Annotated in this window: 11 protein-coding genes; 9 read left to right on the top strand and 2 right to left on the bottom strand. The window is 71.7% G+C overall.

The window, feature by feature from the left end; translation table 11 throughout:
* Positions 1-22 precede the first annotated feature (22 nt).
* Entirely contained in the window at positions 23-517 is a 495-nt protein-coding gene (locus KK483_RS27775) for an XRE family transcriptional regulator (protein ID WP_262007945.1), read from the bottom strand.
* Between the two features lie 528 nt (positions 518-1,045).
* On the opposite strand from KK483_RS27775, the gene KK483_RS27770 reads away from it, so the two are divergent.
* From KK483_RS27770 to KK483_RS27730, 9 genes are all read left to right on the top strand, one after another.
* Positions 1,046-2,437, top strand: a complete 1,392-nt coding sequence (locus tag KK483_RS27770) for a KamA family radical SAM protein (protein WP_262007944.1) — start codon at positions 1,046-1,048, stop codon at positions 2,435-2,437.
* A 21-nt stretch (positions 2,438-2,458) separates the two neighbouring features.
* Entirely contained in the window at positions 2,459-3,619 is a 1,161-nt protein-coding gene (vioD, locus tag KK483_RS27765; RefSeq protein WP_262007943.1) for a capreomycidine synthase, read from the top strand.
* 5 nt (positions 3,620-3,624) lie between these two features.
* Positions 3,625-5,436, top strand: coding sequence for a non-ribosomal peptide synthetase (locus tag KK483_RS27760; protein WP_262007942.1), 1,812 nt, complete (start codon positions 3,625-3,627; stop codon positions 5,434-5,436).
* Positions 5,437-5,591: 155 nt separating this feature from the next.
* Positions 5,592-6,626 carry an arginine beta-hydroxylase, Fe(II)/alpha-ketoglutarate-dependent gene (gene vioC / locus KK483_RS27755; protein WP_262007941.1) on the top strand — a complete coding sequence of 345 codons (1,035 nt, stop codon included), beginning with the start codon at positions 5,592-5,594 and terminating at the stop codon, positions 6,624-6,626.
* A 7-nt stretch (positions 6,627-6,633) separates the two neighbouring features.
* Positions 6,634-7,386, top strand: coding sequence for a hypothetical protein (locus tag KK483_RS27750; protein WP_262007940.1), 753 nt, complete (start codon positions 6,634-6,636; stop codon positions 7,384-7,386).
* A 63-nt stretch (positions 7,387-7,449) separates the two neighbouring features.
* A complete protein-coding gene (locus KK483_RS27745) occupies positions 7,450-9,474 on the top strand; it encodes an NAD-dependent epimerase/dehydratase family protein (RefSeq protein ID WP_262007939.1) in 2,025 nt (674 codons plus the stop codon).
* Positions 9,471-10,175, top strand: coding sequence for a PIG-L deacetylase family protein (locus KK483_RS27740; protein ID WP_262007938.1), 705 nt, complete (start codon positions 9,471-9,473; stop codon positions 10,173-10,175). Before KK483_RS27745 ends, KK483_RS27740 begins: the two co-directional genes overlap by 4 nt.
* Positions 10,168-11,400 (top strand): acetyl-CoA carboxylase biotin carboxylase subunit family protein, encoded by a 1,233-nt coding sequence (locus tag KK483_RS27735; RefSeq protein WP_262007937.1) that lies wholly within the window; start codon positions 10,168-10,170, stop codon positions 11,398-11,400. Before KK483_RS27740 ends, KK483_RS27735 begins: the two co-directional genes overlap by 8 nt.
* A gap of 134 nt (positions 11,401-11,534) precedes the next feature.
* On the top strand, positions 11,535-12,614 hold the full coding sequence (locus KK483_RS27730) for a glycosyltransferase family 2 protein (RefSeq protein WP_262007936.1): 1,080 nt from the start codon (positions 11,535-11,537) through the stop codon (positions 12,612-12,614).
* Here the strand turns inward: KK483_RS27730 and KK483_RS27725 are convergent.
* Positions 12,579-14,324 carry a CocE/NonD family hydrolase gene (locus tag KK483_RS27725; protein ID WP_262009713.1) on the bottom strand — a complete coding sequence of 582 codons (1,746 nt, stop codon included), beginning with the start codon at positions 14,322-14,324 and terminating at the stop codon, positions 12,579-12,581. The two genes, KK483_RS27730 and KK483_RS27725, sit on opposite strands and share 36 nt — an antisense overlap.
* Between the last annotated feature and the right edge of the window lie 17 nt (positions 14,325-14,341).

Genomic DNA, 14,341 nt, shown 5'->3' with positions numbered 1-14,341 from the left:
CCAGGGGCCGCTCGGCGTCCGGTCACGCCAACCGATCTTTCCTGCCCGCCGAGTTGTACACGACCTGCGACGTTGTGCGGAGATCCGCGGCGAAGATCGCCGACGCGGCCTTGAGCACCGCGTTCGCTTCCCGCAGTTCCTCGACCTCGGAGCGCAGCCGGTGCAGTTCGGCGCGCTCGCCGTCGGTCAGGGCACCCGCGCCGGCGCCGCTCGCGGCGGCGGGCGGGGCGGCCGCACCGGTGTCCCGGTCCGGAGGTCCGCCCGGGACACGCTGCGGGGAACGGCGGTGCCCGCGAAGCGACCGTGCGGGCTCCGGGTCCGACCTCTCCGGTCGGCGAGGCGCAGGTACGCCGCGGGCTTCCAGTTCACTGCTGACCCGGTACCAACGACGCGTCCACAGCTGCAAGTCACCACCGCACACGCCTACATAGGCGAGAGTCACTTTCAGCGAAGGTTTGTGCAGTCCCCGGGCGGCCTCCGAAAGCGTGGCCACCGAGTAGTGGGCACTTTTCGCCATGGTGCGATAGGCGGGGTTCCCGGCCTGCCTCCGCAGACTGCGCAGATCATGGGCGAATTTCTCCAGCGGTCCGGCTGTGGGGTCCAACAACCGCTCTGGCCTGGGCACATTCCCCCCTGGGTAATCGATTGTCCCGACGGAGCGCACGTTCCGTGAGCCGTACAACCGTGGTCTGCGGTGCAAGGCCCGGCGGCGCCACCAGCCGAAGGCTGCCGGAACCGGCAGAAAGGGCCTCCGCACCGGATCTCCTGAAAATTGGTACATGCCTCTGACATACCTATCAAGTCGCTCTCTCATGGTTCCGGCCACTTCCAGAAATACTCGACCGGTTTCAACTCGCGGCCCAGCGCAGCACGTCAGCGCCACTCGCGCCGCTTCCGCTTCCCACCGGACCTGCACTGGTTGTACAGGAGCGCACCGGGAGCGCACCCCGTACAACGGCCTCCCCTCGTGTACAACCCATGCACTCTGCAAGATCGGTTGCTGTCAGGCGATACGGCCGAAACGGACGGGATTGGGTGGCGGTTGGTGGAGACAGCACGCAACCAGACGGATTCAGCAGCGCTCGAGGGCGTCTACGAGTACCGCAGCCGTCCGCTCATGGAGCCGGACTGGCGGCGTTTCCCGGGATGGCGCGAGACCACCGAAGCCGAGTGGGCGGACCCCCAGTGGCAGCGCGCGCACTGTGTGAAGGACGAAAAAGGGCTGCGTGCCGTCATGGGCGACCTGCTCGACGAGGGCTTCTACGAGGACTGGGAGTGGGACCGGTCGCACTACGCCACCATGTCGGTGCTGCTGCCGCCCCAGATGATCAACACCATGGCCCCCGAGGTGGCGGCCGCCCGTCCTGGAGAGCTGACCAAGGCCTTCTACGACGATCCCGTACGCCGCTACATGATTCCGGTGATGTCCGACCGCCACCCGCACTGGCCCTCCCACCCGATGGCCAGCCGGGACTCACTGCACGAGCAGGACATGTGGGTGGTGGAGGGGCTGACACACCGCTACCCCACGAAGGTCCTGGCCGAGCTGCTGTCGACCTGCCCCCAGTACTGCGGGCACTGCACGCGGATGGACCTCGTGGGCAACTCCACTCCGCAGGTCACGAAGAGCAGGCTCCAGCTCAAGTCGGTCGACCGGGCCGACCGCATACTGGCGCACCTGCGCGTCTCTCCCGGAATCCGGGACGTGGTGGTCTCCGGCGGCGACCTGGCCAACATGCCCTGGCCGCGACTGGAGCAATTCCTCGACGACCTCCTGGAGATCGACTCGATCCGGGACATCCGGCTGGCCAGCAAGGCCCTGATCGGGCTGCCCCAGCACTGGAACTCCGGTCCGCTGCTGGAGGGTGTCGCGCGGATCGCCCGGAAGGCCCGGTCCCGGGGGGTGCGGATCGCGCTGCACACCCACGCCAACGCGGCCCAGCAGGTGACGCCGGCAGTGGCGCGGGCGGCGTGGGCGCTGCTGGACGCCGGCCTGCACGACGTGCGCAACCAGGGCGTGCTGATGCGCGGGGTCAACGACAGCGCACACGACCTGCTCGACCTGTGCTTCGCGCTCGCCGACCACGCGGGCATCACTCCGTACTACTTCTACATGTGCGACATGATCCCGAACGCCGAGCACTGGCGGGTACCGCTGCACCGGGCGCAGCTGATCCAGCGTCAGATCATGGGCTACCTCCCCGGCTTCGCCACCCCCCGCATCGTGTGCGACGTGCCGATGGCCGGAAAGCGCTGGGTGGACCAGACGGACTCCTACGACCGCGAACTCGGCGTATCGCACTGGAGCAAGAGCTATCTCACCCCGCTGGAAGCGGCGGACCGGGACGCCCACGACGGCACCTACCACTACTACGACCCCATCGACACGCTCCCGCTCGACGGGCAGCGGTGGTGGCGGGACATCCGTCAGGGATAGAGAAAGGGACAGTTGCAAGCCATGAACATTCTCCGTCCGCGGCGTGAAGACCCTCCGGTACTGGAGGAGTGGTACCGCCGGCATCTCGCCCCCGACGTCCATGACATCAGCTCCAGCGGCGTCCATCCGTACACCTTCGCCGAGATACGCGACCTGTGCCGGATTCCGGCCGAGGACCTCGACAAGATCGTCATGGACGACAGCGTCTCCCAGGGCGGGGCGGGGATCCGCCAGGCGATCGCCGACCGCTACGCGGGGGGCGACGCCGAGCGAGTGCTGGTCACCCACGGCTCAAGCGAGGCCATCGCGCTCACCCTGAGCACACTGCTGCGCCCCGGCGACCGGGTGGTCGTCCAGGAGGGCATCTACCACTCGCTGGGCCACTACCCCGTGGCGACGGGCTGCGAGGTCACCGGGCTCCCGGCCGCGGCCGTCCGCGACGGCGAGATCGACCCGGAGGTGCTGGAGGCCCTGATCACGCCCCGCACCGCGGCCGTGATCGTCAACTTCCCGCACAACCCGACGGGGATCACGCTGTCCCCGCGGGGCCTCGACGCGCTGACCGAGCGGACCGCGGCCACCGGGGCCGTCCTCGTGTGGGACGCGGCCACCGCCGAGATCGCCCATCGCTGGGAGGTGCTGCCGGACCCCGGCGTCGCCGGAGCCCACACGATCTCCTACGGGACCTTCTCCAAGACCTTCGGCCTCCCCGGGCTGCGGGTGGGCTGGGCCGTCGCGCCGAAGGAGCTGCTCACCGCGACCTTCCCGCTGCGCGACCGGACCACGCTGTTCCTGTCCCCGCTGGTGGAGCTGATCGCCGAGCGTGCGATGCGCAGCGCCGACGTGCTGATCGGAATGCGGGCCGCCGAGGCACGGGACAACCTCGCGCATCTGAACGACTGGGTGGCTGAGCATGAGGACGTGGTGCGCTGGACGCCGCCGGAGGGCGGCGTGTGCGCGCTGCCCGTCTTCCGCGAGCTGGAGCGGGCCGAGGCCGGGCCGCAGGCGGTGGAAGCGTTCTGCCGGGAGCTGCTCGCCCGCCATCGCACCCTGCTGGTGCCGGGTACGGCCTTCGGCGCGCCGCACGGTGCCCGGCTCGGCTTCGGCGGTCCCGCGGCGTGCTTCCGCGCAGGGCTCGCGGAGCTGTCGGCTTTCCTGCGTACGCACAAGGCCGCCCGGTGACCGCGGTGACCGGACCCGACGTGCTCGACCTCTGGGAACGCTCGGTCCGCGACCACGCCGACGCGCCGGCCCTGGTGACCCCGCACCGGGTGCTGACGTACCGGGACGTGGACCGGCTCACCGACGTCTGGTCGGCCTCCCTCGCCGGGCGTGGCGCCGGCCCGGGACGGCTGGTCGGCCTGGCCTTCGCCGACCCCGCCCGCACCGTGCTGGGAATGCTCGCCGCACTGAAGGCCGGGGCGGGATTCACCGTCCTTGACGACCGGCTGCCCGCCGCCGCCCGGGCCGCGATGGTACGCCGGACAGAGGCGACGGTGTGGCTCGGCGACGGCGGCCACGCACCCGAGGGGGTGTATGTGCCGGCCGCCTCGGCGGACGGCGGACGCCCCGCCCGTCCCGCGCGGCGGGCCCGCGGTGCGGACGTGGCGTACGTGCTGTTCACCTCCGGATCCACCGGGCAGCCCAAGGGCACGGTCATCGAGCGGGACGCGCTGCGCCGGTTCGCGGCCGCGGTCTCCGAACGGCTGGAGCTGACGTCGCGGGACCGTTGGCTCCAGGTCGCCTCGCTCGGCTTCGACGTCCTCATCGAAGAGGTGTTCCCGGCCCTCACCGCCGGGGCGGCCGTGGTGTGCCGGGCGAACACCCACGCCCTGGACGCCGAGGAACTGCACACCACGATGGTGCGCACCGGGACCACCGTGGTGGAGCTGTCCACCCAGTACTGGCTGGAGTATGCCCACTGGCTCGACACCAGCGGCCTGACCACACCGGCGGAGCTGCGCATGGTGGTGGTCGGCGGCGAGCGGATGGACCCCCGGCCCTACCGGGAATGGCAGGCCCGCCATCCCGCCGCCCTCGCCCATGTGTACGGGCTGACCGAATGCACCGTCAGCTCCACCTTCTACACCGGACTGCTCCCGGCCGATGCCGAGGAGGTGCCGCTCGGCACGCCGCTGCGGGACGTCGAGATCAGCGTCCGGCGCGACGGGCGGCCGGTGTCCGACGGCGAGACGGGGGAGATCCACATCGGCGGGCCTCTGCTGGCCCGCGGCTTCCTCAACGACGAGGCCGCCACCGCGCTTCGCTTCGTGCCCGACCCGGCCGCCGGCCCCGGAGCGCGCCTGTACGCGACGGGCGATCTGGGGCGGATCGACACCGACGGGCAGTTGGTCTTCCTCGGGCGGACCGACGACCAGGTGAAGATCCGCGGTCACCGGCTGCACCCCGGGCCGGTGGAGCGAGCCTTGTGCGAGGCCCCGGGTGTGGACCAGGCCGTGGTCTTTCCCGACCCGGAGACCGGCACCGTGCTGTGGGCGTTCACCGTCCCGGCCGGCCCCGGAACCGCCCCGCCGCCCGGCGAGGCGGTCCGTCTGACGGGCGCCGAACGGGACGCGCTGGTGGCGCCCTTGGAGGCGCGGCTGCCCGATTGGGCGGTGCCCCGGGTGCTGTACCGCGTTTCCGTCCTGCCGAAGAACCTCCACGGAAAGATCGACAAGCGACGGCTGGCGACCTGGCCGGCGGCCGCGACGCAATCCGCGACGCCGAACCCCTCCGGGGGTGCGGCGGGACCGGACCCCGGTGAGCCACTGCGCACCGTGCTCGGCCTGTTCCGCGAGGTCCTGAGCGCCCCGGAGCTCGGCGCCGACGACAACTTCTTCGACCACGGCGGACACTCCCTGCTCGCCATGCGCCTGTTCGCGCGGCTGCGGGAGACCTTCCCCGCGGCGGCCGGGCTGCGGGCGAGCGCGCTGCTCGCCCACCCCACACCGCGCCTGCTGGCCGAGGTCCTCAGCGACCGCGAGGCCGCCGAGCGCTGAGCCGTCCCGGCCTCCGAGTCCACCGGCCGGCTCCGGGACGCCCCACGCAACACGCATCCCGGACCACCGCACACCCAGCACCATCCGAGGGCCCGCGGTCCCGTTCCACCCATCCGCGGGCAGCAACCATCCCGAACCACTCAGCGAGAGTTGGCATGTCGAACCTCACCGACCAGTCCACGTCCGACTACAGCCTGACGGCCGAAGAGGCCTCCGCGATCGCGGCGCTCAGCCTCGAACTGACTGACTCCTACCCGTCCTTCAACGACCCCGTACTGCTGCGCGACGCGCCGCGGCTCGCGGCACGGCTGCCGGAGGGCGTTCAGCGGTTCCTGCGCGAGTTCAAGCTGACCGACCACGAGGGCCACGCCGTGATCCGGGGGCACGAGTTCGACCAGCAGCGCATCGGCCCCACCCCCGACCACTGGCGCGGGCGTCAGCGGCCCGGCCCGGAGTTCCCCGAGGAGCTTCTGCTGATGCTGTACGCGGCGCTGCTCGGCGAACCCTTCGGGTGGGCCACCCAGCAGGACGGCCACCTCGTGCACGACATCTTCCCCATCCGCCAGCACGAGAACGACCAGCTCGGGATGGGCAGCAAAGAGCTGCTGACCTGGCACACCGAGGACGCCTTCCACCCCTACCGCAGCGACTACCTGATCCTCGGCGCGCTGCGCAATCCCGACCGTGTGCCGACCACCCTCGGCGGGCTGGACGTGGCCTCGCTGTCCGCCGAGGACATCGACATCCTCTTCGAACCGCGCTTCTCCATCGCGCCCGACGAGTCCCATCTGCCGAAGAACAACACGATCACCGGCGAGGAAGAGGAGGCCCGGTTCGCCACCATCCAGCGGATGATCGACGAGCGGCCGCTCGGCCCACTGCTCTACGGCTCGCGGCTGGACCCGTACATGCGCCTCGACCCGTACTTCACCTCGGTGCCGGAGGGCGACACCGACGCCCGGCGCGCCTACGACGCGCTGTACAAGCTCGTGGACGCGGGGATGCGGGAGGTCGTCGCGGACCAGGGCGACGTCCTGTTCATCGACAACCACCGCGCGGTGCACGGACGTCTCCCGTTCAAGGCCCATTACGACGGCACCGACCGCTGGCTCAAGCGGGTGTGTGTGACGGCCGATCTGCGGCGCTCCCGCGAGATGCGGGCCACGGCCGCGACCCGGCTGCTGGGCTGAGCGCACCATGTCCCTCACCCTCACCGATCTGTCCCGGGACCCGTGGCTGCTGGCCGAGGTGGATGACCTGATCAGCGCCAACATGCCTGAGTTCATGAGCTGGGAGTCCCCCGGCAACTGGCGCTGGCACGGCATGTACGACCGCTATCCAGCCCACCAGCTCTGCCTGTTGGACGGGAACGGGCGGTTGGTGGCGGCGGCCAACGGACTGCCGGTCGCCTGGGACGGCGCCGCTTCGTCGCTGCCGTCCGGCAGCGACGAGGTCCTGGTGGAGGCCGTCGACCACGGCCCACCGGACCGCCCGGACGCCGTGTGCATGCTGTCGGTGTCCGTCGATCCCGCACACCGGGCGGCCGGCCACGCCGAACGGCTGCTGACCGAGTCCCTGCGACGGGCCGCGCAGCACGCCCCTCGCGGCGTGATCATCCCGGTGCGGCCCACCCGCAAACCGCACTACCCGCTGATCCCCATGGAGGAGTACGCCGCCTGGCGCCTCCCCGACGGCCGCAGCTTCGATCCGTGGCTGCGCACCCATCTGCGGCTGGGGGCCCGCCGGCTGGGCATCGCCGAGCGGTCCCTGGTGATCCGCCAGCCGGTCGCCCGCTGGGAGGAATACCTCGGCCACCCGCTGCCCGGGCCGGGCGACTACCCGCTGCTCGGCGCCCTGGTGCCGCTGCGCGTCGCCGAGGACGGATACGGCACATACGCCGAGCCCAACGTCTGGGTCCATCACCCCGCCACTGCCGACCACGCGCCGTGACCGGGACGGGCCCTGACCGTCCCGGTCACGGCCATCCGCTTCTCCGACCCCTTGGAGAGAACCATGACTCCCATACGCCTCGCGATCGTCGGGTGCGGCGCAGCCGCCCGGGGCTGCCATGTGCCCGCCCTGCCCCCGCTGGTGGGGGACCTGCAGCTGACCGCGCTCATCGACCGCGACCCGCGCCAGGCCCGGGCCGCCCTCGACCTCTACCGCGAGCTCGGCGGCGCCGATGCCGACCGGGTGGTGATCGCCACCGACCCGGCCGAGGTCGCCGACGCCTTTGACGCCGCCGTGGTCGTCGTCCCGCACACCCTGCACGCACAGACCGTCGAGCCGCTCCTCGCCGCCGGCAAGCACGTGCTGCTGGAGAAGCCGATGAGCACCTCCGCCGAGGATGCCCGGCGGCTCGCCGCCCGAGCCGTCACGCCGGTGCTCGCCATGGCACACCCCCGGCGGCTCTTCCCCGCCTACGCCTGGGTCAAGCGGCTCATCGACGGCGGCGACCTCGGCGAAGTGGTGCGCGTCGACTGGGCGGAGGGCCACCCGTACGCGTGGGAGCCGGTGACCTGGTCGATGTTCGACCGGCGGCTCGCGGGCGGCGGCGTGCTCACCGACACCGGCTCGCACGTCTTCGACACCCTGCTGTGGTGGCTCGGCCCCGATGTGGAAGTCGTCCGCTACGAGGACAACTCCCTGGGCGGTGTGGAGACGGACGCCTCCTCACACCTGCGCTTCGGCTCCGTCGACGTGCACTGCGAGTTCAGCCGACTGCGTGATCTCGGCATCTCCTGCAAGGTCACCGGCACCAAGGCGACCGCCACCATCGGCACCGACTTCCCGGCCGGTGAGTGCAGCCTGATCACCGCGGACGGCGTGGAGCTGCACCGCGGCGACGTGGACGGGGTGGCCCCTGCGCAGGACGAGTGGGAGCTGCTGTTCACGGAGCAGCTCGTCAACTTCGCCGCCGCCATCCGCGGCAGCGCCCCGGTGCACTCCGGCCCCGAGGACGGCGTACGCGTCGTCGAACTGATCCAGGACTGCTACGGCGGCGGCACCGCCGACGAGCGCTCCGCACCGCAGCCGTGGACCACGCGCGGCGACGATGCGAAGGCCGGCCCCGCGCTCGCCGGCCGTACCGTGGCCGTCACCGGCGCGAGCGGCTTCATAGGCGGCCGGCTCGTCGAGCGGCTGATCCTCGGCACCCAGGCCCGCGTCCGGCCGGTGGTCCGCGGATTCGGCCGGGCCGCGCGGCTGTCCGTACTGCCCCAGGAGCGGCTGGAGTTCCGCCAGGCGGACCTGCTGGACACCAACGGACTGCGAGCGGCCTTCGAGGGCTGCGACACCGTCGTGCACTGCGCCTTCGGCAACACAGGCACCGAAGCGGAACGCTGGGCGATGTCCGTCGAGGGCACCGCCGGCGTGCTGGCCGCCGCCCGCGCCGCCGGAGTCCGGAGGGTGGTGCACCTGAGCACCGTCGACGTCTACGACCCCACCGTCACCGGTGAGCTGACCGAGGAGTCACCGGCCCGTCCGGCGGACCCCGCCGACCGCGAGTACGAGCAGCAGAAGCTGGCGGCCGAGCGGCTGGTCCTCGATGCCCACGGCCTCGGCCTGGAGACCGTTGTGCTCCAGCCCGGCGTGGTCTACGGCCCGTGGGGCGGACAGTGGACCACCGCCCAGCTGCAGCGTCCGGAGGGGGACTTCGCCGCACTCCCGGCGGGCGGTGGGACCGGCGTGTGCAACGCCGTGTACGTCGACGACCTGACGGACGCGGTCCTCCTGGCCATCGAGGCCGAAGCGGCCGCCGGCCAGCGCTTCCTCGTCGGCAACGGCGAACCGCTCGGCTGGGGCGGCTACTTCGACGCGATCCGCTCCCTGCGCGGCCTGGGCGGGCCGCGTGCGCAGTCCGCCGGAGACCCGGTGCCGGACTGGGAGCTGGAGCTGTACCGCTCGGCCGCCCGCGCCCAGTACGACAAGGCCCGGCACATGCTCGGCTTCACCGCGCGCACGTCCTTCGCGGAGGGCATCGCACTGACCAGGCAGTGGGCCGACTGGGCCGGGCACCTTCCGAAGGCGGGGGCATGACCGGGGTCACCGATGTGCTGGTGGTGGCACCGCACCCCGACGACGACGTCATCGGCTGCGGCGGGTCCATGGCCAAGCACGTCCGCGAAGGCGCCCGAGTGACGGTGGTCGTCGTCATCGGGCGCGAGCGCAGCGCCCTCGACGACGCCGTCACCGAAGCCGAGTTCGCCGCGGAGACGGAGAACGCCGCCAAGATCCTGGGTGTGCACCGCTGTGTCCGGTTCGACGAGTCCTCCCGGGACTTCGCTCTGTCCCGCCGGATCCACCTGGACCTCGTACGGGTGCTGCGCGAGGTGCGGCCGCAGGTGGTCTATCTGCCGCACGACAACGACGACGACGTCGAGCACCGCATGGTGCACCGGCTGACCACCGAGGCGCTGTGGATGGCGCAGTCGGAGTTCTTCCAGGAGGCCGGCGAGTGTCCGATGCCGGCGCCCCGGCTGGTGCTCGGTTACGAGGTGTGGTCGCCGATGGCCCGGTACCAGTACGCCGAGGACATAGGCGAACACATCCATACGAAGGTGGAGGCGATGCGCGCGTACGTCTCCCAGCTGCGGCACGCCGCCTGGGACGAGGGCATCCGAGGGCTGGCCCGCTACCGAGGCGCTGTGTCGGCCGGTTCGGGGGACGCGGAGGTCTTCCAGGTGCTGAGCCTGCGCCTCCCGCCCGCCTCCGGCCCGGAGGGAGGCCGCCGTGGCTGACCGGCTACTGGTCTGCGGGGTCGGCACCGGCATGGACCGCTCGCTCGCCGAACTGCGCTCGCCCCGGCTGGAGCTGATCGTGGTGACGGACACCCCTACGGAGCGGGCGCGGGCGGCCGCGGACGTCCTGCTGGTGTGCGACCCGGACGACGCCGTGGCGGTCCTCGCGGAGCTGTCGGCGGCAGGCATCGACCGCATCGACGGGGTGTTCTCACTGGGCGCCGACAACCCCCCGGTCATCAGCGCACTCGCGCACCGGTTCGGCTGCCCGGGTCTGCCCATGGAGACGGCGCTCAACTGCACGCTCAAGGACCGTCGGCTGGCGATCCTGCGCAGGGCATGGCTCGATGTGCCCACCTTCGCCACCGCGGAGAGCGTGGGCGAGGCGGTCCAGGCGGTGGCTCAGATCGGGCTTCCGGCGGTGATCAAACCCTGTGACCAGACCGGGTCGCTGGGCGTGCTGAAGGTGGAGTCTCCCGACCGGGTGCGCGAGCTGGCCGAGGAGGCGCTGCGGCTCAGCCCTGCCGGGCGGATCGTGATCGAGGAGTTCCTGGAGGGCACCGAGCACACGCTGGCGGCGTTCATGGTCGACGGCGAGCTGCGCCGGTTCGGTTTCGCCGACCGGGAGTACGGGCGCAAGGAGGAGTTCGCCCCGCACTTCTTCGAGGGCGGCGACACGCTTCCCAGCCGGCTCACCGCCGAGCAGATCGAGGAGATCACCGACACGGTACGGCGCGGGGCGCGCGCCCTGCGCCTGGACCCGGCGGTGATCAACACCGACATCCTGCGCACGCACGACGGCCGGGTGGTGCTCCTGGAGATCACCTGCCGGCTCACCGGCTCCCGGATCGCCACCGAGGTGATGCGGCTGGCCACGGGAGTGGACCCGCTGCCCAACGTGGTCCGGCTGGCGCTGGGCCGGCCCTTGGAACTGGCCGAGCTGGAGCCGACGCGCAGCCGGGCGGCGGTCCAGCGTTTCCTGCCGGCTGACGGCGGGGTGGTGGAGTGGGTCGGCGACCCATGGCACGTCACCCGCCGGCCCGGGGTGCACGACGTGTTCTGGGGCACCGAGCTGGCGCCCGGCACCGTGGTGCCGCCGTACCGCGGCGGGTCCGACGTCCTCGCAGGCGTGATCGCGTACGCCACGGAGCAGGCGGCGGCCGAGGCGATCGCCGAGCGCACGCTGCGAGCGCTGCCGCTGCGGTTCAAGGACGCGGCCGGCTGACCGCGATCCACCCACCGCGCCGGGCGGCACCATCGCGCCGAGCGCACTGGTCACACCAGTCCCTCCGCGCGGGCCATACGGCCCGCGCGGAGGGCGCACACCGCAGTGACACGACCGAGACGAGGGAGAACGGAATGGCGAACGACCCGGTGGACGAGGCCGTGGTCGACAAGGGCGTCGCCCGGACCAGCGTGGTCATCGCTCTGCGCGACGACCTGCGGATCGCCGACTGCATCGCGTCGATCGACGAGGACGTCGAGATCGTCCTGGCGCTCAACGGACCCAGCGACGCGGTGCTGAAACTGATCGCCGACCACCCGCGGCCGCTGACGGTCACCGAGATCGACGACGTGGGCAACCTGGGCGCGGCCTACAACGCGGGGGCCGCTGCCACCGACCGGCAGTACCTGCTGCTGATGGACTCCGACTGCGTCTTCGCCCCGGGCGTGGTCCGGGCCATGGTCCGTGCGGTCCTCACCGCCCCGGTGGTCAAGGGGCAGGTGGTGTACGGCGAGTCGGACGGTGTTCTCAGCAAGCTGACCGCTCGCGTAAGGGAGTTCGACGAGGGGGACTACATCAGCGCCCTGTCCCCGCCGCTGATCTACAACCGCGAGATCGTCGGCCACATCGGCGGCTACCACTTCGACGAGCTCATCCACTGGTGCGAGGACCGGGAGTTCGACTTCCGGCTCCAGCTGGCCGGTATCCCCGTGGTGTACCTGCCCGAGGCCCGGATCTTCCACGACGCGCAGCACGGCTTCGCGAACATGCGCAGCTACTTCCGCTACGGCGTCGGTGAGGGCATCGCCCAGGAGACGGGCGTGTTCACCACGCCGGCAGTACCGGTGGTGTGGCGGCTGTTCGAGGCGTCCAGGACACTGGCTCAGTGCGCCCGCGTGAAGGGCGTGGGCGCGGCCGCCTATTACGGACTGCTGAAGGCCGCCTTCCACACGGGCACCGTGCACCACCTGCTGAACGACCCGTACGAGGTGCGCGACCGCTACCCGGTCTCGGCGAAGCGGACCCGGATGGTGCGGTCGATCCCGCAGCACAGCACCCGCCTGACCAAGGCCCAGATGCGGCGGCTGCGGCGGGCGCACTGGGAGGCGGGCCGGCGGATCGAAAGGGTGGCCGATCTGTCGGTCTTCCACCCGGATGCCGCCGGCCCGGACGTCAGGTCAGCCGCCGACGAGTCTCGGCAGCAGCAGGCGTGAGGGGTGGTCACCGCCGTAGTGGACTGTGTGATGCGCGACCACCGGGGGATGGACGTCGAAGCGCGGCGTGTTGCTGCCCGCGATCTCCAGCCGGATCCGGTGGCCCGAGCGGAACACATGGCCGATCGCGCCGAGCCGGACCGTGACCTCGACCGGCGCGCCGGGGGCCGGTGCCGTGCCGGCCCTCGGCCCGCCGGTGCCTCGCGGGCCCGCCGCGTCCACCGCGCCCCCTGCGGGCTCTGCGGGCTCTGCGGGCTCTGCGGGCTCTGCGGGCTCTGCGGGCTCCAGCCGGAGGATGCCGTCGCACAGCAACTCCGCCCGGCCGTCCGGGTGGACGTCGACGAGTTTGCCCGTCACATCGGCTCCAGCGGGGTCCGGGGTGACGAACACCGTCAAGGCCGTGTCGCCGATGATGGTCAGCGGGCTGGTGAGCGGGGCGCCGGTGAAGCACAGCACGTCGGCGCGCCGCTCCACATCGCGCTGGTCGAGCGGGCCGCAGTCGCCGCCGGTGAACTGGCCGGGCAGAGCGGTCGCGCCGCCGGTGGAGGGCACCGGGTCGGCCGGGTCGTGGTGGATCCGCGCGCTGCCGGACGCCGTTGGGGCCGTGCCGGGCGGACCGGCCGGACCGGGCGTCAGGCCGCGGCCGTCCAGCTGGAGGACGTACTCCACGGTGCCGGGAACCGGCCAGTCGGGGAAGGTGCGCCACTCGTCGGTGCCGGTGAGAAAGAGCTTCACCGGATCGGGGGCCGCACCACTCCCCCGTCGGCGCACATGGCGGTCGAAATGGCCCAAGTGCAGTCCGGTCACATCGAGGTGCTGTTCGTCGGCGGCCAGCCCGTAGTGGCGCTGGGGAAATACCCCGCCGGTGACGCAATGGGACCAGGGGCCGACCACCAGAGCAGTCTCCACGCCTTGTTCCCTGATTCCCCGGTAATTCTCCAGGGCACCGGCGAGGAATATGTCGTACCAGCCCGTCAGATTGAGCACCGGAACGTTTATCGCCGGATACGACTCGCGGGGAGCGGCGCGCCGCCAGTACGGGTCGCCGCCGGGGTGCTCGCGCCATTCCCGGTAGTACGGGGCGTGCCGGTCCAGGAGGTCCGCGGCGGCGTCGGGGTTCCGGTAGAGGTCGTCGATCCGGTCGACCGCCGCGGACACGTCGGCGAGGTCGGGACCGGCCAGCCCGGCCCCGCCGAGCAGCAGGTCGTAGAGCACCCAGTAGAGGACGAAGCCCAGTTGGAATGCGCCGCCCTGGCGCGTCCAGCCCTCGTCGAATCCGGAACCGCCCACGTGAGGCGCGACGGCGGCCAGGCCGGGCGGCCGCTCGGCCGCCGCGAGCAGCGCGGCCATGGCCTCGTAGGAGCGGCCGAACAGGCCCGCCGAGCCGTCGCACCACGGCTGTCGCACCGCCCAGGCGACGGTGTCCGCGCCGTCCGCGGCCTCGTTCCAGTACGGCTCGAAGGTGCCGCCGGAGGAAAACCGGCCGCGCACGTCCTGCACCAGCAGGGCGTATCCGGACCGCACCAGCCGCAGGCCGTCGACGGACGCTCCGCCCGGGCTCCCCGATTTCCCGTAGGGCGTACGGCGGATGAGCACAGGCACCGCTTCGGCGGTCTCCGGGCGATAGAGATCGGCACTCAATAACACGCCGTCACGTACGGGTATTTTCAGATCGTGTTCCACAACAATACGCACCCGCCAATATTCCATCAGGACGAGGAAATTCA

The organism is Streptomyces sp. FIT100 (genome assembly GCF_024584805.1).
Taxonomy (GTDB): domain Bacteria; phylum Actinomycetota; class Actinomycetes; order Streptomycetales; family Streptomycetaceae; genus Streptomyces.
This window is presented reverse-complemented; position numbering and strand designations above follow the sequence as displayed.